Origin of the sequence: Eudoraea adriatica DSM 19308 (genome assembly GCF_000382125.1) — a bacterium.
Classification (GTDB): domain Bacteria; phylum Bacteroidota; class Bacteroidia; order Flavobacteriales; family Flavobacteriaceae; genus Eudoraea; species Eudoraea adriatica.
This window is the reverse complement of the sequence record NZ_KB907548.1, coordinates 257,807-278,803: the sequence shown is the minus strand read 5'-3', so window position 1 is coordinate 278,803 and position 20,997 is coordinate 257,807. Positions and strand designations below refer to the sequence as shown.

General features: G+C 38.0%; 18 protein-coding genes. 9 read left to right on the top strand and 9 right to left on the bottom strand.

The window, feature by feature from the left end; translation table 11 throughout:
* Nucleotides 1-37: 37 nt before the first annotated feature.
* The 4 genes from G504_RS0108240 (at nucleotide 38) to G504_RS0108225 (ending at nucleotide 3,163) form a co-directional block, all read left to right on the top strand.
* On the top strand, nucleotides 38-367 hold the full coding sequence (locus tag G504_RS0108240) for a translation initiation factor (RefSeq protein ID WP_019669688.1): 330 nt from the start codon (nucleotides 38-40) through the stop codon (nucleotides 365-367).
* A gap of 141 nt (nucleotides 368-508) precedes the next feature.
* Entirely contained in the window at nucleotides 509-1,441 is a 933-nt protein-coding gene (locus tag G504_RS0108235) for a DUF1835 domain-containing protein (protein WP_019669687.1), read from the top strand.
* Nucleotide 1,442: 1 nt separating this feature from the next.
* A complete protein-coding gene (locus tag G504_RS0108230) occupies nucleotides 1,443-2,315 on the top strand; it encodes a nucleoside phosphorylase (RefSeq protein WP_019669686.1) in 873 nt (290 codons plus the stop codon).
* Entirely contained in the window at nucleotides 2,312-3,163 is an 852-nt protein-coding gene (locus G504_RS0108225; protein ID WP_019669685.1) for a substrate-binding domain-containing protein, read from the top strand. Before G504_RS0108230 ends, G504_RS0108225 begins: the two co-directional genes overlap by 4 nt.
* Here G504_RS0108225 and G504_RS0108220 read toward each other — a convergent pair.
* The gene (locus G504_RS0108220) at nucleotides 3,150-3,815 is read right to left on the bottom strand and encodes a uracil-DNA glycosylase (protein ID WP_019669684.1); all 666 of its coding nucleotides are present in this window, start codon (nucleotides 3,813-3,815) and stop codon (nucleotides 3,150-3,152) included. The genes G504_RS0108225 and G504_RS0108220 overlap by 14 nt on opposite strands.
* A gap of 89 nt (nucleotides 3,816-3,904) precedes the next feature.
* On the bottom strand, nucleotides 3,905-4,969 hold the full coding sequence (locus tag G504_RS0108215; RefSeq protein ID WP_019669683.1) for a DUF6340 family protein: 1,065 nt from the start codon (nucleotides 4,967-4,969) through the stop codon (nucleotides 3,905-3,907).
* A gap of 217 nt (nucleotides 4,970-5,186) precedes the next feature.
* Here G504_RS0108215 and G504_RS0108210 point away from each other — a divergent pair, with 217 nt between their 5' ends.
* Together G504_RS0108210 and G504_RS0108205 are read left to right on the top strand one after the other, a co-directional pair.
* Nucleotides 5,187-7,358, top strand: coding sequence for an endonuclease MutS2 (locus G504_RS0108210; protein ID WP_019669682.1), 2,172 nt, complete (start codon nucleotides 5,187-5,189; stop codon nucleotides 7,356-7,358).
* A gap of 134 nt (nucleotides 7,359-7,492) precedes the next feature.
* Nucleotides 7,493-7,906, top strand: coding sequence for a thiol-disulfide oxidoreductase DCC family protein (locus G504_RS0108205; protein ID WP_019669681.1), 414 nt, complete (start codon nucleotides 7,493-7,495; stop codon nucleotides 7,904-7,906).
* A gap of 1 nt (nucleotide 7,907) precedes the next feature.
* Here the strand turns inward: G504_RS0108205 and G504_RS0108200 are convergent, their stop codons facing one another.
* Genes G504_RS0108200 through aroC form a run of 5 tightly spaced genes read right to left on the bottom strand, consistent with a single transcriptional unit; the run spans nucleotide 7,908 to nucleotide 13,393 of the window.
* On the bottom strand, nucleotides 7,908-9,080 hold the full coding sequence (locus G504_RS0108200; RefSeq protein WP_019669680.1) for a flavohemoglobin expression-modulating QEGLA motif protein: 1,173 nt from the start codon (nucleotides 9,078-9,080) through the stop codon (nucleotides 7,908-7,910).
* Nucleotides 9,077-9,904 carry an N-formylglutamate amidohydrolase gene (locus G504_RS0108195; RefSeq protein WP_019669679.1) on the bottom strand — a complete coding sequence of 276 codons (828 nt, stop codon included), beginning with the start codon at nucleotides 9,902-9,904 and terminating at the stop codon, nucleotides 9,077-9,079. Before G504_RS0108195 ends, G504_RS0108200 begins: the two co-directional genes overlap by 4 nt.
* The gene (gene gshB / locus G504_RS0108190) at nucleotides 9,897-10,928 is read right to left on the bottom strand and encodes a glutathione synthase (protein WP_026348465.1); all 1,032 of its coding nucleotides are present in this window, start codon (nucleotides 10,926-10,928) and stop codon (nucleotides 9,897-9,899) included. The genes G504_RS0108195 and gshB overlap by 8 nt, the downstream gene beginning before the upstream one ends.
* A gap of 15 nt (nucleotides 10,929-10,943) precedes the next feature.
* Nucleotides 10,944-12,269 carry a dicarboxylate/amino acid:cation symporter gene (locus tag G504_RS0108185; protein ID WP_019669677.1) on the bottom strand — a complete coding sequence of 442 codons (1,326 nt, stop codon included), beginning with the start codon at nucleotides 12,267-12,269 and terminating at the stop codon, nucleotides 10,944-10,946.
* Between the two features lie 59 nt (nucleotides 12,270-12,328).
* Nucleotides 12,329-13,393 (bottom strand): chorismate synthase, encoded by a 1,065-nt coding sequence (gene aroC / locus G504_RS0108180; RefSeq protein WP_019669676.1) that lies wholly within the window; start codon nucleotides 13,391-13,393, stop codon nucleotides 12,329-12,331.
* A gap of 223 nt (nucleotides 13,394-13,616) precedes the next feature.
* On the opposite strand from aroC, the gene G504_RS0108175 reads away from it, so the two are divergent.
* Nucleotides 13,617-14,489 (top strand): UDP-2,3-diacylglucosamine diphosphatase, encoded by an 873-nt coding sequence (locus G504_RS0108175; RefSeq protein WP_026348464.1) that lies wholly within the window; start codon nucleotides 13,617-13,619, stop codon nucleotides 14,487-14,489.
* On the opposite strand, the gene G504_RS0108170 is transcribed toward G504_RS0108175, so the two are convergent.
* A complete protein-coding gene (locus G504_RS0108170; protein WP_019669674.1) occupies nucleotides 14,475-17,390 on the bottom strand; it encodes an FAD-binding and (Fe-S)-binding domain-containing protein in 2,916 nt (971 codons plus the stop codon). The two genes, G504_RS0108175 and G504_RS0108170, sit on opposite strands and share 15 nt — an antisense overlap.
* Before the next feature lie 77 nt (nucleotides 17,391-17,467).
* Between G504_RS0108170 and G504_RS0108165 the strand changes: the two genes are divergently transcribed.
* Both G504_RS0108165 and G504_RS0108160 read left to right on the top strand, forming a co-directional pair.
* A complete protein-coding gene (locus tag G504_RS0108165; RefSeq protein ID WP_019669673.1) occupies nucleotides 17,468-17,980 on the top strand; it encodes a hypothetical protein in 513 nt (170 codons plus the stop codon).
* Between the two features lie 101 nt (nucleotides 17,981-18,081).
* The gene (locus G504_RS0108160; protein ID WP_240473029.1) at nucleotides 18,082-19,191 is read left to right on the top strand and encodes a TlpA disulfide reductase family protein; all 1,110 of its coding nucleotides are present in this window, start codon (nucleotides 18,082-18,084) and stop codon (nucleotides 19,189-19,191) included.
* A gap of 74 nt (nucleotides 19,192-19,265) precedes the next feature.
* Here G504_RS0108160 and G504_RS0108155 read toward each other — a convergent pair whose 3' ends face one another.
* The gene (locus G504_RS0108155; RefSeq protein ID WP_019669671.1) at nucleotides 19,266-20,918 is read right to left on the bottom strand and encodes an LVIVD repeat-containing protein; all 1,653 of its coding nucleotides are present in this window, start codon (nucleotides 20,916-20,918) and stop codon (nucleotides 19,266-19,268) included.
* Nucleotides 20,919-20,997: the final 79 nt, after the last annotated feature.

Here is a 20,997-nt window from a genome sequence, read left to right as displayed (position 1 = left end):
ATACATATTTTTTACCTGATTTTATTTCAATTTTAAAATGGATTTAAAAGATCAATTAAAGCACTTATTTCCTGACCACATTTCTTCAGAGCCAGAAAAAATAAATGAAAAGAAGCCGGAACTATGGCTTCAGAAAGAGCCCATAATCTGTAAATATGAAAAAAGAAAAGGTAAGCCGATCACTATTTTGGAGGGGTACAACGGAGCTGAAAAAGACTTTAAAAAATTAGCAAAGGATTTGAAGAAAAAATTAAGTGTAGGTGGTACATTTAAAAACAATTCCATAATAATTCAGGGGGATTTCAGAGACAAAATAATGACCTTGCTGCAGGAAATGGGTTTTAGGACAAAACGCGTGGGAGGTTAACTTTGAGCACGTTTTTATATTCTCAAATAATCCGGTTAAAAAAATTTAACTATAATTTCAGAGGTTTTTCTGTTAATTTGTTTTTGTTTTTTTCGATTAAATGTTACTTTTAAATGTTATAAACTAAACTACCTAATCATAATGAGTTCCCAATTGCATATCACCAACGGGGATAGTTTCACCCAAAAGTTAAAATCACTAAAACTTAAGGGCGATATAATCACCTGGCGGGAAATGCTTTGTGAGGGAAAAACGGAAACTAATGTAGGTAGTGAATCGTTTTGGAAAACTCGTTTTGATTTTCTTCATAAAAATTACAAGGTCAGTAAGTCCTGGTTTGTTGAGAAGACCTTAAAAGAATATCGTTCTCTTTGTAATCATAAACAACAAGATCAGATTATACTTTGGTTTGAATACGACCTATTTTGCCAGATAAATATGCTCGCTGTCTTAAGTTGGTTAAAGAAACACAGGCGATATGCTGAAATCTATTTAGTATGCAGTGGGGATGAGGATGAAACAAATCGTTTGTACGGGCTTAGCGAACTTAATGATGAACAGATTTTGCACTCTTACAAAAACAAGATTAAGCTTTCCCAGAATGATATAGAGTATGCGGATTATGTCTGGCAATTGTATTGCAGCGATAACCCGATCCGATTAGAAAATCTAATAGATTTTGACAATTACCAGTTTGAATATCTGGCCGATGCCATTAAAGTTCATCTAAAAAGATTTCCCACTATAAAAAATGGCCTGAACGAATTGGAGAACCGCGTGCTGGAATATTCCCTTCAACAAAAACCGAAATCGAAAAGGCAATTATTGAGTAAACTACTTGAAAATCAAGGTTTTTATGGTTTTGGCGATACACAGTACGAACGTGTAATTTCTAATTTGCGGCCTCTTTTTTCTTCTTTCAATCCTGTACGTTTAACTGCAAAAGGAAAAGAAATACTAGATGGGCAAACCAATTATTATTCTCAGATAAGAGACAATGAAGACTACCTTGGAGGTGCTTTGAAATATAATTTCCTATATAATACCGAATCCGACAGAATTTTAAAACTGTAGTATGCAGCTGAGTGCTTCCGAGCTCATTCTTAATGCTGATAGCAGTATATACCATCTTAATCTACTACCCGAAGACCTTGCAGAAACTGTTATTCTTGTAGGCGATCAAAACAGGGTTCCATTAATTTCCAAATATTTTGACACACTGGAAATAGTTAAGGGTAAAAGAGAATTCATCACGCATACGGGAATGCTTAACGGAACCAGAATTTCTGTAGTTTCCACAGGTATTGGCGCAGATAATATTGATATCGTAATCAATGAACTGGATGCATTGGTTAATATCGATTTCGAGACCCGCACAATAAAAGAAAATAAAACCAGTCTGGACATAATCCGTATTGGTACATCAGGTGGAATTCAGCCGAATATTGAAACAGATTCCTTTATACTCAGTGAGTATGCTATTGGTTTTGATAATGTGCTTCATTTTTACGAGAGTGAACACATTCAATACCCTGAAATTCAGCTTGCCTTTATAGACCATACGGCATGGTCTGTTTTTAAGTCTATTCCCTACGTAGTGGAGTCTGATGTTCAATTAACTGAAAAACTACGCTCAGATAAGGTTATTATGGGCTTCACAGGCACAAATGTTGGTTTCTATGGACCACAGGGACGCAGATTGCGATTACTATTGGAGGACAATGACCTGAATTCCAAGTTAAGCTCTTTTGAGTATAATGGAATGAGGATTACGAATCTGGAAATGGAAACATCTGCCATTTATGGGCTTTCCAAATTACTGGGACACAGGGCAGCGTCCATGAATTGTATTCTGGCCAATAGAAGTACAGGTAAATTTTCTAAAGACCCGGTAAAGACTATCGATGCCCTTATTAAGTATACGCTTGAAAAACTCACAGACTATTGAAAACTGTTAAGATTGCGGGAGTGCCCGAACATTTTAACCTTCCATGGCTTATGGCTATAGAAGAAGGCGCTTTTGAAAACAGGGGAATTAACCTGGTTTGGAAAGATGTTCCTGAAGGTACCGGGAAGATGAGTGAACTGTTGGCAACTGAACAGACAGATTTGGCAATTGTTCTTACAGAAGGTATTGTGAAAAGTATTATTGAAGGTAATACCGTAAAAATAGTACAGGAGTATATCGGAACTCCACTTCAATGGGGTATCCATGTAGCTACAGATAGTAAATTCCAAAATGTAGAGGAACTGCAAAATGCAACAGTGGCAATCAGCAGATATGGCAGCGGAAGTCACCTAATGTCCTTTGTAAATGCAAAATCTAATGGATGGGATACATCTTCACTTAATTTCCAAGTAGTAAATACCCTGGATGGTGCCATCGAAGCCCTTAAATTGGGTAAAGCAGATTATTTTATGTGGGAACACTTTACAACGAAACCTATTGTTGATTCAGGGATATTCAGAAGAATCGCAGATTGCCCTACCCCATGGCCTTGTTTTGTTGTGGCAGCTACTGAATCTTTTCTGAAAAACCATAAAGGAACTCTTCGGCATATTTTAGAAGTCATTAATACTTACAGCACAGAATTTAAACATATCCCCCGTATTGACCAGACAATTGCCAACAAATATGAACAACGAATTGAAGATGTGCGGGAATGGTTAAGCATGACCCAATGGAGCCAGTCGCAGTTAAGCACTGAAACAATTGATATGGTTCAGGATTATCTGTTTAAATTAAAATTGATAGACAATAAATCTGATATAGATAAGCTGATCACCAGTTTATAGGTGTTTTACCCATTTTCTTCAATAATTCATTCGTCTTGCTGAAATGTTTGTTGCCGAACCACAGGCCCCTGTTGGCGCTTAAAGGCGATGGGTGACCGCTTGTAAGAATGTGGTGTTTAGAACTGTCAATCAATGCGATCTTCTTTTTGGCAAATCCTCCCCACAACAGAAATACCAATCCTTCCTTCTCAGCCGAAAGCTTTTGTATAACAGCATCTGTAAAAACTTCCCATCCTTTATTTTGATGACTCCCGGCACTATGTGCCCTAACAGTTAGTGTGGCATTCAGCAACAAAACACCCTGATCCGCCCAGTGTTTGAGGTTACCGCTTTTTGGGTAAGGTCTCCCAATATCGCGCTCTAATTCTTTGAATATGTTCATCAGGGATGGCGGATGCGGGATTCCGTCTTTTACTGAAAAACACAGTCCATTGGCCTGGTTGGGGCCATGGTAAGGGTCCTGACCAATAATAACCACTTTGGTTAACTCAAAATTAGAGTGGTCAAAGGCGGCAAATATATTGTTTCCTTTAGGGTAGCATGTTGCTGAACTATATTCATCCTTAACAAACTGTACCAGGGTATCAAAATATGGTTTTTGGAATTCTGATTGCAGCTGATTATGCCAGCTGGGATCAATAGTAACATTCATTTAACAAAGGGCTAAGTATAAGTGATAAAATTAAATCAATAATAACCACTTTACCAAATCTAATGTGAAGTTCCAGTCTTAAGGCAAAACTATTTGGAAGGGAAGGATTCTGATTGTTGCAATTGAAGTAAGTCATTTTGCTTCATTCGGAACTTCAGGGCTTCTATATATGCTGCAAATTTCTTGGATTGGTATTGAGAATAAGCCCTGGTCGCCCAGTCCATTGCAGAAGTCAAATTATGGTTTCGCTCATTTAAGATAGCGAGGTTGTAACATGCTTTACCATTTATTTTCGGATCCGGATTATCCGCTTCTTTTTTCCACAGGGTTGCTGCCGATTCCCAATCACCGGATGAAGTAAAGGTCCCTGCCTGTTCAAATATCGGCGTACATTTTACATAATATTCTCTTGTAATACTATGCTCATAGGGTTGCAACCTTGCGCCGTAGGAACTCCCTGTTTTTGTGCTTTGTTCTAAAATATTTTCTGTTCTGCCTTCTATTGCCTGTAGTGCTTCATAAGGATCAAGTCCTTTGGCAGTGGAAACAATCTGATTATTAGACGTAAATTCATCAATTAACAGCTTATTAGTCGGGTCATAAATTCGCCATCCGTTTTCAATTAAAGTTTCAAGCGTAATCTGGTGCGCTGCAACTTTTTCTTTAACGCGCAACAGATTAAATTGCTCCATCGTGGTCTTTTTTAGAGATACTCTTGTGTCCGAATCATAATATGCCATAGAAAAAATGGCATCAACCATATGTTCATGGCATAAAGCTTCAATTGTTTCCCAGTTTAAATAATTCCCTTGGAGTTCAGAATCTGACTCATTTTGCACAATGTCCTCTATCAATATAATAGTGTCAAAACGCTTGTCTGCAGCCAGTTCATTATAAAGGCCAATAATTGCCGCATCCCTGGCTTCTATTGCAAGCCGTTGATCTTCTCTATAAATAAACTGATGTAGACCCGTTTGTTCTTTCTCTTCCGTTAAATGGACTTTCCCTCCAATGATACCTATTCTTTTAATGGTATCAGAAAGAGAAACAGGGGCAGGCTCCAGGGTCTGAATATCAACATTCCTGGTAGTACTGCAACCAACCACTATCAGAAGTAGTAGCAGTAAATAAACACTAATGTAATCTCCTTTCATATAAAACAGCACACTTATAATTCAATACAATAAATGTTCTCTAGCTATTAAACAGCTGTTTATACAGGATTATTGCCTTTCACATTGAAATTGCCACATATTTTACCAGGCCCGGATCACTCGGTTTTTATTTCTATAGGTTTGTTTTTGCGCATTGCACTTTAGAATTTTCAAAATCACACCTATTCCATACCTTTGCCACCTGCAATTATCGCTAATGCAAACAATAGATAAAAAAACCTTACAAGATTTAGAATTCCCTTTGGTGCTAGAACAACTGTCCGGCCACTGCAGTACCGACTTGGGAAAGGAAGGTGCCCTTGCTATTCAACCAATATCAGAAAAAGAAGATTTATTAGAAGTCCTTGGGCGAACTTCAGAATATCTGGCATCATTTAGTAATGAAAATAAGATTCCTAATCACGGTTTTGATGCTATAAACAATGAATTAAAACTGCTCAAAATAGAGAACACAACATTAGAAATTCCAGGTTTCAGGAGGATTGCCCACATCTGTACTGCGATAAATACCCATAAGAAGTTCTTTAAAAAGTTTAAAGATTATTATCCATTATTATATAAGTGCACTGAAGAAATTGAATCCAATTCCGAGATAAATTCGAATATTGATTTGGTTATCGATCGTTTTGGCGAGGTAAAAGACAATGCTTCAGACGATTTAAAAATAATACGCAGGCAAATAAACCAGGTTAAAAGTAAAATCAATCAAAGTTTTATTACTGCGCTTAACACTAGTCAGGCCGCTGATTTTTTAGACGAAATCAGAGAATCTGTAGTAGAAAATCGACGTGTATTGGCGGTTAAAGCCATGTACAGACGAAAGGTAAAGGGGACTGTAATGGGAACCTCCAAAACGGGTAGTATTGTTTATATAGAACCGGAAGCGTCATTAAAATACAGCAGGGAGCTTAATAACCTTGAATTTGATGAAAAAGAGGAAGTTCAAAGGATTCTTAATCAATTGACAAACCTAATAAGGCCCTATGGAGCTCTTCTTCGTGATTACCAAAGTTATCTGACGCAGATTGATATTACCGCTGCCAAGGCAAAATATGCAAGGGAGATGAATGCATTATTACCCGAAATAAATGAAAACAGCCAGCTCTATTTGCGTGATGCATTCCATCCTTTACTTTTTTTAACAAACAAGAAAAGCGGACAAAAGACGTGGCCGCAAACTATTGAGTTACACCCCGCAAACAGGATAATTGTAATTTCAGGTCCAAACGCCGGAGGGAAAAGTATTACGCTCAAAACCATTGGATTATTGCAGGTTATGTTACAAAGCGGGCTTTTAATTCCTGTACATGAACGCAGTACTCTTTGCTTGTTTAAAAATATACTTACCGATATAGGAGATAATCAATCTATTGAAAATCATCTAAGCACCTATAGTTACAGACTTAAGAATATGAATCAATTTCTTAGAAAGTGTAACAAAAATACCTTATTCCTAATTGACGAATTTGGAACCGGAAGTGACCCTGAACTGGGCGGGGCTCTTGCTGAGGCATTTTTAGAGGTATTTTATGACCGTGGTGCATTTGGTGTTATTACCACCCATTATGCCAATTTAAAGGCTTTAGCCGATGAATTGCCACATACTACAAATGCGAATATGCTTTTTAATTCTAAAACTCTGGAACCAACATTTCAATTGGAGTTAGGGCAGCCGGGTAGTTCCTTCACATTTGAAGTGGCCCAGAAAAATGGGATTCCATACAACTTGATAAATAAGGCAAAAAAGAAGGTTGAACGTGGTAAATTGCGATTTGATGCCACCATTGCCAAAATGCAAAAGGAACGGAATAAGATGGCCCAAACCGGATCCCGGCTTAAAGAAGAAGAATCCAAAGCCCGGGATGAATCAATGAGGCTGGAAAAACTAAATGCGAAGATCAAATCCAAATTAGAGAATTATCAGGAGTTGTATGATCATGATCAACGAATGATACATTTGGGCAATAAAGTAAACACTGTAGCTGAGAAGTATTTTTTAGATAAAAAGAAACGGGTACTTGTCTCCGAACTTTTGCGTATTGTAGAAACGGAAAATAGCAAGCGGAAAAAGAAATCTGCTGCTCAGGCCAAAGCAGAAAGGCAAAAGAAACTGGAAACTTCGCAAGAGGTGCAGAAAAAAGTTAAGGTAATCCGGGAGAAAAAGAAAATTGAAAGCAGAAAATCCGTCATTCAGGAAAAGAACAAACCGAGACCCGTATTTAAAATAGGTGACAGGGTGCGAATGCATGATGGCCGGGCAGTGGGAAGCATTGATAAACTCGAGAAAAATAAGGCAGTTGTCAATTACGGGATGTTTACCACCAATGTAAGTGTGGATCAGTTAGAATTGGTTGAAGCCAAAAAGTAGTCCCATAGAATAATATTGAAAGATTTTTTTTCATTACTGTCCTAATTTAAATTCGTGGAAAGAACAAACCCCAACTTTCTTAAATTGGTTATAAAACATATCTGATTCTGGCTAATAGGTTTTATTTTTGACTGGTGATACTAAAGGAGGGAGAAAAAATTATATTGTTCGATGGCGTTTGCAATCTTTGCAATAGTGCCATTCAGTTTGTAATTAAGCGTGATAAGAAAAACCTCTACAAGTTTGCAGCTTTGCAAAGTGATGCAGCCACAGCGCTTCTTAAAGAGAGGGGGATTGATACATCAAAAATTGATTCAATCATACTAATTGATCCTAATACTGCATATTACACCAAATCATCTGCGGCTTTGGAGATTGGTAAAACCTTTGGTGGTGGCTGGCGCCTGTTGGGTGTTTTTGAATGGGTTCCAGGGCCTGTAAGAGATTGGGTTTACGATCTGATAGCCAAAAACAGGTATAACTGGTTTGGGAAACAAAATGAATGTATGGTACCAACCCCGGAACTAAAGTCAAAATTTCTGGATTAGACTATTTTAAATTATTCAAAATAAAATCGAGCGTGGCATTTGAACTTCTCTTTTCCGAATACGCCAGATTATTGTGGCTAATTGGCTGTGCTAAACCTAAGTTTTGCAGATACTTTATTTGATCAGCATTATTAAGTGCAACTTTTCCGGTGAGTAATACATCCATTGACTCGCCATTTTTATAGCGTTTGTATATTTTTTTTAATCCGCTTAAATACAGTCGGTCTTTTGTAAAACCACCACCTCTATGTGCTCTTAAAGTTATCGAAAAAGCATCATTCCTGTTTAATTTGTACTGGTTATGTATTAAATCAAAAGTATCTGCAAAACTATAACCTTTAATTAAACTGTCCGAAGCTAAAACTCTATATGCTAATTCTTTAAGTCTTTTAATTGTGAGTGCACCGCTCATGTATTCACTAAAAACTGCCAAACCTTCCTGAGTTTCTACATTTTTCGGGAACCCATTTGAAAATATTTTTAAGGGCTGAAGTGAAGCATTAAAAGTAGTTACCAGATGTACCCCAATTTCATGATTTGCCAAAGTTAGCAGTTGGTTTTGGCTAAACCTGCTATTGCGTTTTAAAAGCAATGTTTTTGTTGCATTGCTTACCATTGCGTCAGCTGCTATATGGGTCGCAAATTTAATATTTAATGGAAATTCATAGGCTGCCGCAAAGTCTTCAAAATATGCCTTTGCATCCTCCGTTGAAAAGACTTTTTCCAATTCAACATCCCCAGGTTCATCATCAAAATGAAGAATAAATTTTGCATTTTGAACATCCTTTTCCGTAGGGGTTCCATATATATTCAGGGAATTGTAATAAAACTCTTTTCCCTTGCCAATGGTCTTGATACATTGCACCATATTGGCATAATAATAAATGATATCGGTATATAAATTCTTTAGTTCTGCATCCTGAATTCGCTCCAACCGCTGTGAATAGAACAAGCGATGAAGCTTATAAGGATCGAACTTTAATTTTGGGTATTTAAATTTGGGGTCTTCTACAAATTTGGAAGCAAAAAACTTATGTTTTTCCTTTTCACCATTTAGGGGGTTTACATAGCTAAGCAACTCAATGTTCCTTATAAGACGATCAAGGTTGTCATCTACTTCTATTACATTGGGATATTCAAATTGAATAGCCAGGCGTTGATTTTCCGTAATCATAAATCTTTCTCGTGAAATTCCTTAGCCTGCAAAGGTACTATTTCTTTTAGTTGCAATTCCACAGCACGCACTACTTCGGGATAAATAATAGCAGTGAGCTCGTCACAATAGATCTTTGCAATTTCAGTTGCTAAAACAAGCGTATTGCCAAAAGTTGTTGTAATATATTTCAGAAAAAATCCATTGCCCTGAAAGGTGTCGTTAATTTTACAATCGGATTTTATATTATTCGGCAATTCAATTGTTCCCAGCTTTTGTTGCCAGCCCTTTACTATGGCCCCATAACGATTATTGTCTATGTTACTGGTTCCAAGATTCCAGGTAGGGACTTCACGGTCCCAGCGCTTCCAGTTATAACTATGCATATCAAAAACAATAGCCTTGCCGTATTTCTTTTCAATTTGTTCAATGAGAGCGTGTACAACACTATAAAACGAGGCATGTTTAAGCATACTATGATCGTACTCTTCGGCTGATAATGGCGTTTTCCACAAAGGCTTACCCCAGGCATCTGAATAAATGGCACCATCCGGTGGCCGATTTAGATCATATTCAAATCTGCTGTCACACCCGGTTAAGACAATAGGGTGAGACGCCACCATATCGCTTGTACAGGGATCTTCTTCATACCATCGTTCGTGTTCAGTATGGAGGCAATTATCCCACAGAGATCTTCTGAATTGATGTCCATTGTGCACTGCAGCACAGACATAGGGGGCATAATCACTTATTTTTAAAATAAAGGAATAATCATCTGAAACTGCCTCAAACGGAATCTCAGATTTAATATTGGAGATGATATCGGCAACTGAAAGCTTAAGCATTCTCAACCTCATTTCGCAATCTGGAACGCTTGTTAAAAGCTTGTAATTTATCCATTACCTTACTCTCTACGAAGTCTATTATTTTAGACTGAATTTTTGTTTTGTAGACTTTGTTCATATAAGTTATCCCTCCCGGCGACATAACGTTTACTTCCACCAATTTACCGCCGATAACATCTATTCCAACAAAATAGAGTCCATCCTTTACCAGCTTAGGTCCTATTTGCTTACATAAAGCTTTCTCCTGTTTGGTAAGCGTATGTTTTGCCACTGAACCACCTGCCGAAACATTGGAGCGATGATCATCAGAGCCAGGAATGCGTCGCATTGCACCAATAGGTTCACCGTTCAAAATCAAAATTCTAACATCACCCTGGTCTGCCCCTTCAATATATTCCTGAAGAATAACATAATTGGAGGATTCATCGGAACTTGAAATATAAAAATCCAATAGCGATTTAATATTGGACATAGCCGACTTTTCAATCAGGATTACCCCTGAACCACCAAAGCCATTTAAAGGCTTGAGGATCATTTTATCGGATTTGGATTCCTTGATCTGCTTAACCAGATAATTTTTATTCTTAGAAACATGCGTAACCGGAATAATATTATCATGGCTGTCACCAAAAGCCGCTGTGTATAGTTTGTTATTCGCCTCTCTTAATCCTTGCAGTGAATTTACTATGAACACATCATCCTTTACGGAATCCAAAAAATTCAACATTATAGGGTCAAGAGGCGGGTTGGCTCTCATGAAAATAACATCAAAACCTGCCAACGGTAACATTTCCTCCCTGATTTCTGCTTTTTTATAAAAAGATTTCAGACTACCGGGCACTTTTTCCATTCTGCCTATTACAGTACAAAAGGCATTGGTAACACTATTGCGAATTGTGAGATTAGCAGGAGTGCACAAAGCTACACCATGGTTTCGTTTAACGCATTCATGAATTAATGCAAGGCTTGTATCATTCTCAGGATCAATCTCCTCCCAAGGATACATAAGAAAACAAATGTTCATTAGACTTAATTTAGCTTATTTTACTTCTTCATAAAACTCATCCCAGTCTTCTATGCGGGGTTTCCCTAATTTCCCTACAGACTTGGCCACAATCATTGAGACAGTAGCGTCTCCGGTAACATTTATAATAGTTCTGCACATGTCCAGAGGACGATCTACGGCAAAAATAAGTGCCAGACCTATAGCCAGCTTATCAGATGGAAAACCAATAGATTCCAAAACAATTACCAGCATTACCATTCCGGCACCCGGAACTGCGGCCGAACCAATGGACGCAAGCAATGCTGTAAGGACAATAGTCAATTGGCCGCCAAGGGAGAGATTAAAATCGAGAGCCTGAGCAATAAAAACGGCTGCAACACCCTGATATAAACTCGTTCCGTCCATATTAATCGTAGCACCCACGGGAAGAACAAAACTAGATACTTCTTTGTCTACCCCAATATGTTCTTCTACCCTTTCCATGGTTACCGGCAGAGTAGCTGCACTGGAACTTGTGGAAAATGCCAACAGTTGCGCAGGACTTATCTCTTTAAGAAACCAGAAAGGGTTTTTCTGCGTATAAGAAGCAACTACCAGGCAATAAAAAACAATCATTAAAAATAACCCTAAAACCACTACTCCGGCATATTTCAACAAGGCCAGCAAAAGGTCCGGGTCCCCGGAAGACACGACAACATTGGCTAACAATGCAAAAACTGCCACCGGAGCGGTAAGCATAATAAGGTCTACCATTTTGAGTACGACATCATTGAGCGAATCAAAAAACTTTTTTAGCGGTTTAGCCCTTTTTTCACCTATTAAGAGCATTGCGATACCCAGGAATATTGTAAAAAAGATGACCTGCAGCATTAGGCTGTTATCACTGAGCGCACCAAATGCATTATCAGGAACCATGTCCTCCATAAACTGCAATGGGCCTACTTCTTTTTGCCTGGATGCTTCTTCTATTTTTGAAGTTACGCCGCTATCTGAAGCATAGGTCTCCGTTAATTTGGTAATAGTTTCATCTGAAATGCCATCCCCCGGCTTCAAAATATTAACCAGAATCAGGCCAATACTAATGGCTATTATTGTAGTACATATGTACACTGCTATTGTCCGAAGCCCAATATTTCTAAATTTTGAAATATCTTTTAAATCAGAAATTCCCTTAATTAAGGAAGCAAGGATAAGAGGAATTGCAATTAATTTGAGAAGTTTAACGAATATAGTGCCAAAAGGGTTGATCCAATCCTGCACAAAACCGCGACCCCAATCAATATAAGTCATTGCGAAGCCAAAAAGAAGACCAAAGATCATCCCAATCAGGATTTGCCAATGCAATTCCAGTTTCTTCATAAAAAAAGTTTAGGCTAGAAAGATAGTATTTTGACAGGAAACCCCCTAAAAAACAAGGTTTATAATTTGATAGTTCTATTGAGTAAAGTAAAATCCGCAAGTACCAAAGCAGCCATTGCTTCTACAATAGGTACTGCTCTTGGCACAACACACGGATCATGTCGGCCCTTACCCTGGGTTTTAACCATATTCCCATCTTTATCGATAGTTTCATAAGGCTGAATTACCGTTGCAACCGGCTTAAAGGCTACATTGAAATAAATGTCCATGCCATTGCTAATACCTCCTTGTATTCCGCCACTATTATTGGTAATTGTACTGCCATCTGGTTTGAATTGATCATTATGAAGACTTCCTTTCATTTTAACTCCTTCAAAACCGCTGCCATATTCAAAACCTTTGACCGCATTAATGGATAACATTGCTTTGCCAAGTTCGGCATGAAGCTTATCAAAAACAGGTTCGCCAAGTCCAACAGGGACATTTTGGATAACACAGCTAATAATTCCACCAACGGTATCACCTTCCTTTCGGATTTCTTTAATATATGATTCCATTAGGGCGGCTGTATCAGGATCCGGACAACGCACCGCATTGCTTTCGGTTAGATTAAGGTCCAGCTCTGAATAGGGTTTTTCCAGTTGAATTGAACCAACCCTCGAAACATAGGCGTTTATAACAACCTCATTTAAAAATTGTTTGGCTATCGCCCCGGCTACTACACGACTGGCTGTTTCACGAGCAGAACTCCTGCCTCCTCCCCTATAGTCTCTAAAACCATATTTCTTGTCATAAACATAATCTGCATGAGACGGGCGATATGAGTCCTTTATATGTGAGTAGTCTTTTGATTTCTGATTTGTATTATAAATCGCAAATCCAATTGGGGTGCCGGTAGTCCGCCCCTCAAATATTCCGGAATAAAAAACCACGGTATCCGGCTCCTTACGCTGTGTTACTATAGAGGACTGGCCGGGTTTTCTTCTGTCCAGCTCTTCCTGTATTGCTTCCATATTCAGCTCTATCCCAGACGGACACCCGTCTAAAACACCACCAATTGCCTTCCCATGAGATTCGCCAAAAGAAGTGAGTCTAAAAAGTGTTCCAAATGTGTTGCCTGCCATAAGCCAAGATGCTTTTATATCTAATTAGAAGTACTAACTCTTTTTTCAATAGCCAAAGATAGATGTTAAATGATGGGAAACAAAACACAGGTTTAGTTAATAGTGAGGTAACAAATGAATAATTAATGAGGTTAAACTTAACCTTAGTTTTAAGCAATAATGACTTTGATTTAAAATGAAACTATACCAATGGGTTTAATTTTACAGAAAATTTCCTTATCCCTTGAAAAAGCGTCGTTTAGAAGTAGTGGTAATATCGGATGTGCATTTGGGCACTCCCAACTGTCATGCAGAGGAGCTAATGGCTTATTTAAGTAGCATTGAACCAAAAAAGCTAGTCCTGAATGGTGATATTCTTGATGTAGGGCAGTTTAACAATCACTTCTTTCCTGCATCACATTTAAAGATTCTAAAAAAAATTATAAGTATGGCTTCAAAGGGAACCGAAGTCATTTATATTACCGGCAACCAAGATGAAAAACTACGGAAGTTCAGCTATACCCGGATGGGGAACTTGTCTATTCAAGACAACTTAGTTTTAAATATGGATGGCAGGAAAGCCTGGATTTTTCATGGAGATGTTTTTGATATTTCTATTCCACAATCAAAGAGGCTTGCTAAAATGGGTGATACCGGATTCCAAATTTTACTTCACTCTAATCGGGTTCTAAACTGGTTCTTTACCAAATTGGGAAAAGAAAAATATTCTTTAAGCGGGAAAATAAAAAGCAATGCAAAAAATGCCGAAAAATATAGTAATCTCTTTAAGAAAAATGCTGTAGAAACTGCTCTTTACAGGGGTTATGACTATGTTATATGTGGGCATATTCACCAGCCAGAAAAAGAAACTTTTGAGAAAAAAAATAGAAAATGTACGTATCTGAATTCCGGTGACTGGGTAGAAAACCTTACTGCTTTGGAATATTCGTTTAAACGATGGAAAATCTATAATTATAGCTATGACAAACTTTCGCCTTTCTTTGCAGATGAAGATTTGAAATCAATGGAGTTAAGCGATCTTATTAACTCCCTTGAAACAAAACAGGAATTCAGACAAAAGCAAAAACAAGGAGAAGACGAATCAATTGATGCATAGCGCATTTTTTAATATAGTCACAGGGTGTTGTGCCTGTCTTCCCGTGCCATCATAAATCTGGTGCCTGCAACTGGTTCCGTTAGCAGAAATTATTACCTCTTCACCAGACCTTCTTATGGAGGGAAACAACTTTAATTCCCCAATTTGCATACTGGTATTATAATGTTCCTCTTCATAACCAAAAGACCCGGCCATGCCACAACATCCGGAAGAAATGATACTTACTTTATAATTTTCCGGGAGGTTTAATATGTCAAAAGTGATTTTTTGATCTGATAGTGCTTTTTGATGGCAGTGATTGTGGATTTTAATAATGGCGGGTGACTTTGTAAACTGTTCTTTGCCTATGTTACCTTTTTTTATTTCATCAGACAGGAATTCTTCAATGAGAAAAGATGCGGCAGCAATTGTTTCAACTTTATTTGTATCAAAATGAAACCTTTTGTATTCATCTCTGAAAGTCAGTATGGCAGAAGGCTCTAAGCCTAATATAGGAGTGCCTTGCGAGGCATATTCGTGCAATGCTGTGATATTTTTATCCGCAAGCTTTTTAGCCTGTTTCAAAAATCCTTTTGAGATAAACGTTCGTCCGCTTTCACCAAAATAAAGACGTACGCCATATCCCAACCCACATAATAAATCTATGGCGTCTTTTCCAAGATTAACATCCAGATATCGCGTAAATTCATCAATATATAATACAACATCTTTATTTTTATTATATACTTGATTATTAAGTTTTTGAAGATGCTTATTTAAATTTATATTCGAAACTTTTGGCAACCTCCTTTCGGGAGCAATTCCTGAAATTTTCTTAATCAAATAGCTAAATGGCCGGGAATTATAAATTGTATTGGTTAATTCAGGAATCTTACTGCCTAATGCATTTAACCGGGTATTATATGCAAAAAGTATATTTCTGAATTTATATCCGTTTGCCTCCTGATATTGATATAAAAACTCCGATTTTAAGGTCGCAACATCGACATTGCTGGGGCATTCGCTTGCGCAGGCTTTGCAACTCAGGCAGAGGTCGAATACCTCCAGCAATTCTTCTGAATCAAATCTGTTTTGTTCACCTGAATTTGTGAGCACTTCGCGCAATGCATTTGCCCTGCCCCTGGTTGTGTCCTTTTCATTCTTTGTTGCCTGATAGCTCGGGCACATCCCTCCGGAAGAATTATGGGTTTTTCTACAGTCTCCGCTGCCATTGCATTTTTCAGCGGCTTTCAAAATTCCCTGGCTATCGGAAAAATCAAAAATTGTACGGATCTTTGGTTCCTTCCGATCAATTTCATAACGTAATGATTCGTCCATAGGGTAAGCATCCACAATTTTACCCGGATTAAAAATATGATCAGGATCAAAATAAGATTTTATACGCTTCAGTAAATCATAGTTCTCCTCTCCAAGCATCATCGGTATAAATTCCGCTCTTACGATGCCATCTCCATGCTCACCGCTAAATGAGCCTCCGTATTTTTTGGTAAGTTTAGCTACATCTGTGGTAATATCCCTGAAAAGTGCGACGTCTTCAGAACGCTTTAAATTTAAAATTGGTCTTAAATGAAGCTCACCGGCACCTGCGTGGGCATAATAAACGGCGTCCTGGCCATAATCCTTCATAATCGTCGTGAACTCCCCAATAAAAGCTTTTAAATCCGGCAAAGAAACCGCTGTGTCTTCAATACAGGCAACCGCCTTCCTGTCGCCTACCATATTTCCTAAAAGGCCAAGACCTGCTTTTCTAAGTGAAATAGCTTTGTTAATATCAATACCCCTGAGGATGGGACTGGAATAGCTCAGTCCGGAATTCTCTATCGTTTTTAATAGTTTTTTCAAATTTCCTTCAAGCGCTGCTTCAGAATCATCCTTCAACTCTAACATTAGTAAAGCTGCAGGATCACCTTCAACAAAGTATCGGTTTGCTAACTGTTCTCTGTTATTTTTCGTGCAATCCAAAATTACCTTATCCATCATTTCACACAGATGCAAATTATGCTTCATAACCGGAACAACATCCTGGAGGCAATCCTCGAGTGTTTTGTAGTGAGTTACTACCATCGCCGAAACCGGTGGTGGACTATCATCTAATTGCAAGGTGATTTCTGTTGTAAAGGCCAGAGTTCCTTCGCTTCCGCTTAGCAGTTTACAAATATTAATTTCCTCCTCATTTCCCCCAAAAAGTTTGCTGTGCAATAATTCATCAACGGCATAACCCGTATTTCTCCTGTGAATACTATCCTTTGGAAATTCCTTTTTGATATTTTGCTGCGTCTGTTTTTTTTGAAGCTCGGAAAATAATGCACGATAAATGGTTCCTTCAAGATTATTTAAGCCGATTTTTTCTTTGTATTCTGCAGATGTAATGGACTCAAAGGTTGCTCTGGAACCATCAGAAAGTATTGTATTTAAAGAAATGACTTTGTCACGGGTAACACCATATTGAATGGATGTTGTACCACTTGAATTATTTCCAACCATACCTCCAATCATACAGCGGTTGGAAGTTGAAGTATTTGGTCCGAAAAACAAGCCGTGAACTTTGAGATATTGATTAAGTTCATCTCTGATAACCCCGGGTTGAACCCTAACTCTTTTTCCTTCAACATCGAGCTTAAGAATTTTAGTCATATGTTTGGATACGTCAACCACTATACCCTCTCCAACACATTGTCCGGCCAGTGACGTGCCCGCAGTCCTGGGTATTAGCCCAATGCCATTTTTTTTTGCAAAAAGCACAAGTTTTATAATGTCACTTTCATCTTTTGGAAAAGCAACCGCTAAGGGTATTTTTCTGTATACCGATGCATCAGTTGCATATAGAGCCCTTGATAACTTGTCAAATTGCAAAGTGCCGGCCAGGCTGCTCTTAAGATCTATTAACAGATTTTTATCCAATCTAGAACAATTTTAGGTGTAAAATTAAGTTTTTATTAGCTGGGATAGATTTTAAACCTAAACTAAAATCAGAACATATGAAAATTTTTAATCCGGTTTTACTACTATCGTGTCTTTTTACTATTACAATCAGCGCACAGGAAATTTCTGACAATGCACTCGGTCTACGTCTGGGCGACAGTGATGGTTTTGGCGCTGAAATTTCCTATCAAAGATTACTAAGCAGATATCACAGATTAGAATTAAATCTTGGTTGGAGAGACAGCAGGGAATTTGATGCTTTTAAAGTATCAGGGCTTTATGAATGGGTAAGGCATATTGATGGTAATTTTAATTGGTACTATGGCGCGGGTGGAGGACTTGGAAGTGCTAGTTTTGAACCAGTACCCGGCAGCGGCGGAAATGAACCATTTACTCCCGATGGTGGGTTATTTGTCTTTGCAGCCGGTAATGTGGGGATAGAATATAATTTTGACATTCCTCTCTTATTATCTTTTGATCTGCGTCCAGAACTTGGCATAATAGGATATAATGATTTCTCTGATAATTTTGACTTTGATATCGCCCTGGGGATACGCTACCAATTCTGAAACAAGTCTTTTTTATAGATCTTTCCTTAACATTATCTTATGTCTAAGGACTTTTTTTATTCTGTCTTATATAAGTACCTTTGCACATCTTATTTTTAAAAATGATGAAAAAATTAATACTACCAACTTTGCTATTAGGCATGCTTATAGCGTGCAACACCACGCCTGATGGATTTAAGATTGAAGGTGCCCTAAGTGGTGAGGTGGAGAATGGAACCCAGGTCTTCCTTAAGAAAACTGATGAATCCAATCAATTAATTGAAGTAGACACCACGACTATAGAAAACGGTAAGTTTACTTTTACCGGCTCTTCTGGAATGCCAGAGCTTCACTATTTATTGATCAACAGTGTTCGGGGCAATATCCCAATAGTTATTGAAAATGGAAATATAGAAGTAAATGCACAGAAAGACAGCCTGGGTTATGCTAAGATTAAAGGAACTTTACAGAATGATCTGTTTGCCGATTTTCTAGAAGAGTCAAGGGATATGTCACAAAGAGCAAAATCTATGTCAGATGAAATGCGGAATGCTTCTGCCATTCAGGACACGGCTACCATGGCCTCCTTAAGGGATGAATATTTTGAATTACAGGAAGAAGCTAAAACTTACGAACTTAAATTTGCTAAGGAAAACCCTGAAGCACTGATTTCTGCTTTGATTATTGAAAAAGTCCTGAAAACAAAAGTGCTTCCCGAAAAGGAAATTAAAGAATTGTATGATGCGCTTACTCCTAATATTAAGGAAACTGTTGTCGGTCAACGAATTAAGACTAGTCTGGATAAGCTTGTAAGTACCTCAATCGGTGTAAAGGCGCCAAATTTTTCTGCTCCTACTCCTTCCGGAGATGAATTGGCTTTAACGGATGTGATGGGCAAAGTAACCATAGTAGATTTCTGGGCAGCCTGGTGTAAACCGTGCAGGGCCGAAAACCCCAATGTGGTTCAGGTTTATAAAAAATACCACGACAAAGGTCTGAATATTCTGGGGGTTTCTTTAGACAGGCGCTTTGAAGACTGGACTAAGGCCATCGAAGATGATGGTTTGGAATGGAACCATGTTTCAAATGTCAAATATTTTGATGAAATAGCAGAACTTTATAATGTAAAGTCGATCCCGGCAACTTTCATCCTGGATGAAAATGGAATCATCATTGCTAAAAATTTAAGAGGAACGGCATTAGAAAATAAAATCAGTGAATTACTTCAATAGTTAGTTATAATATAAAATAGTAAAAAACCCTGATGCTTATCGCATCAGGGTTTTTTAATGGAGTCCAATAGGTCTTAAAACTTATTCTGAACATCGTCAAATTCACCGGCTATTGTGACATTTTCACCAATTTTAACCTCGCCAAAAATATTGACTACGGAATCAGAACCAATAAATTCTATTGTAGATCCGTCTTTTAAATCCAAATCGCCATAAATAGTAAGATCTCCTTCAATACGCAAGGTAGCACCTTCCTCAATATTAATTTCTTTCCTATCCCTATTCCTGCCCACCAAAAGATTGCCATTCATTTCCAGAAGGCCGCTATTGCTTTTTATATCAACATCATTCTTAACTGTCCAGGAACCGCACATTAATAAGGAACCGCTTACTTGTATAGAATTAAATCGCTTTGCTCCTCTAAAGGCAATATCCTGCCCCTGGTTGATCACAAGTTTAGATGTGCCATCATATTCCGTTAGCGTCGCACAAGTCCCTGCCAGACTTTGTGACAATCTATTTAATTTAATGATTTGCAGACCTTCTGCTCCTGAAGCGGCGAAAGCATAGTCTCCTTTTGATTCTACATAATTCACTGAACCATCGATCTTTAAAACTCCGTACGGTGAAGCACCAGGGCCTCTATCTTCAGATAAGGATAGTCCGGCACCACCATTGGCCATAAATATTACATCCTTATTAAAAGCAACGGCATTATTGACTATATCACCTGTTACTTCCTTATTGGGATCAATACTTATTGGTATATACTGTAATAGTGTGCCAGAACTGTACGAATATAAACCAACCCCTTTGCTACCTTCGGCCACAACAATTTTATCATCCAAAAAATCAACTGTTCTTTTAGTAAATGTGCCGAAGTCGGAACTAATTGGAATTTCCTTTTCCGTGTTTAAATTATCATCCAGAATGCGTAAGCCAAAGTCTGCATCCAGTATGGCCACCTTGTTGTTGTCATATGCCAATGAACGCAAGTCTGAGAATAATTCTTCGTTTTTAACAGTAAAATCTTTTACGTCGTATATAGTAACAGAACCGTTTTTTCCACTGGTAACATAAACTTCCTTGCCGTTGACCTCTATATCGGTTGCATTATCACCAGGCTGGTAACCATAAAGAATTCCGGCACTTAAATCCATCCTGCCTCCGGCATTAATTTTTATTTTAGTTACAAATGAGCTGGAAGTAGCTGTAAAAGATGCTTCTTTATTAAGACCCCCAACCGCATACAGGTATCCGTTTGAATATTTTAACGAGTTAATATCGGAATTTAAATAGATGAGTCGTGAAGTTACCACAGGATTGTGCGGGTCTGTCACGTTTACAATATCAATGGCTCCATAATAATCTTCACCTGCCTTGTTGTAGGAGACATAGGCATAATCTCCTTCAACATCAACGTGTGATGCAGTCAAAACCGTACTCCCCCCGATCCTTGGCGGATTTACCTGCGCAACGAGTGAAAATGGATAATCTCCCGCTTCATCGGCTTTGTCAGCCGAGTATAGCTTGTTTGTAAGCTGTTCATCTTCAAAAATATCCAGTACCCCGGAATTTTCGAAATTAATACTGCCGCTTAACTTAGCAAAATCATTTTCCAGAATGAGATTCTCCTGCTGTTCGTCAACGAATACCGTGGTTTCGTCACTACAGGATACAAAAAAGACTATTATCACTAAAAGTAAACAGGGGGTTCTATGGAACATTTGTAGGTTATTTAACTAATTTGGGCAATTAATTAACGACAAAAGAACAAAAAAGGTATATGAAATGAAGGCTTTTTTC

Bases quoted from the DNA above. Each gene is read 5' to 3' on its own strand.
- G504_RS0108165 (WP_019669673.1), top strand. From the start codon at position 17,468: ATGAAAATTTTTAATCCGGTTTTACTACTATCGTGTCTTTTTACTATT.
- G504_RS0108185 (WP_019669677.1), bottom strand. From the start codon at position 12,269: ATGAAGAAACTGGAATTGCATTGGCAAATCCTGATTGGGATGATCTTT.
- G504_RS0108235 (WP_019669687.1), top strand. From the start codon at position 509: ATGAGTTCCCAATTGCATATCACCAACGGGGATAGTTTCACCCAAAAG.
- G504_RS0108215 (WP_019669683.1), bottom strand. From the start codon at position 4,969: ATGAAAGGAGATTACATTAGTGTTTATTTACTGCTACTACTTCTGATA.
- G504_RS0108160 (WP_240473029.1), top strand. From the start codon at position 18,082: ATGATGAAAAAATTAATACTACCAACTTTGCTATTAGGCATGCTTATA.
- G504_RS0108195 (WP_019669679.1), bottom strand. From the start codon at position 9,904: ATGCTTAAGCTTTCAGTTGCCGATATCATCTCCAATATTAAATCTGAG.
- G504_RS0108200 (WP_019669680.1), bottom strand. From the start codon at position 9,080: ATGATTACGGAAAATCAACGCCTGGCTATTCAATTTGAATATCCCAAT.
- aroC (WP_019669676.1), bottom strand. From the start codon at position 13,393: ATGGCAGGCAACACATTTGGAACACTTTTTAGACTCACTTCTTTTGGC.
- G504_RS0108220 (WP_019669684.1), bottom strand. From the start codon at position 3,815: ATGAATGTTACTATTGATCCCAGCTGGCATAATCAGCTGCAATCAGAA.
- G504_RS0108210 (WP_019669682.1), top strand. From the start codon at position 5,187: ATGCAAACAATAGATAAAAAAACCTTACAAGATTTAGAATTCCCTTTG.
- gshB (WP_026348465.1), bottom strand. From the start codon at position 10,928: ATGAACATTTGTTTTCTTATGTATCCTTGGGAGGAGATTGATCCTGAG.
- G504_RS0108240 (WP_019669688.1), top strand. From the start codon at position 38: ATGGATTTAAAAGATCAATTAAAGCACTTATTTCCTGACCACATTTCT.
- G504_RS0108230 (WP_019669686.1), top strand. From the start codon at position 1,443: ATGCAGCTGAGTGCTTCCGAGCTCATTCTTAATGCTGATAGCAGTATA.
- G504_RS0108155 (WP_019669671.1), bottom strand. From the start codon at position 20,918: ATGTTCCATAGAACCCCCTGTTTACTTTTAGTGATAATAGTCTTTTTT.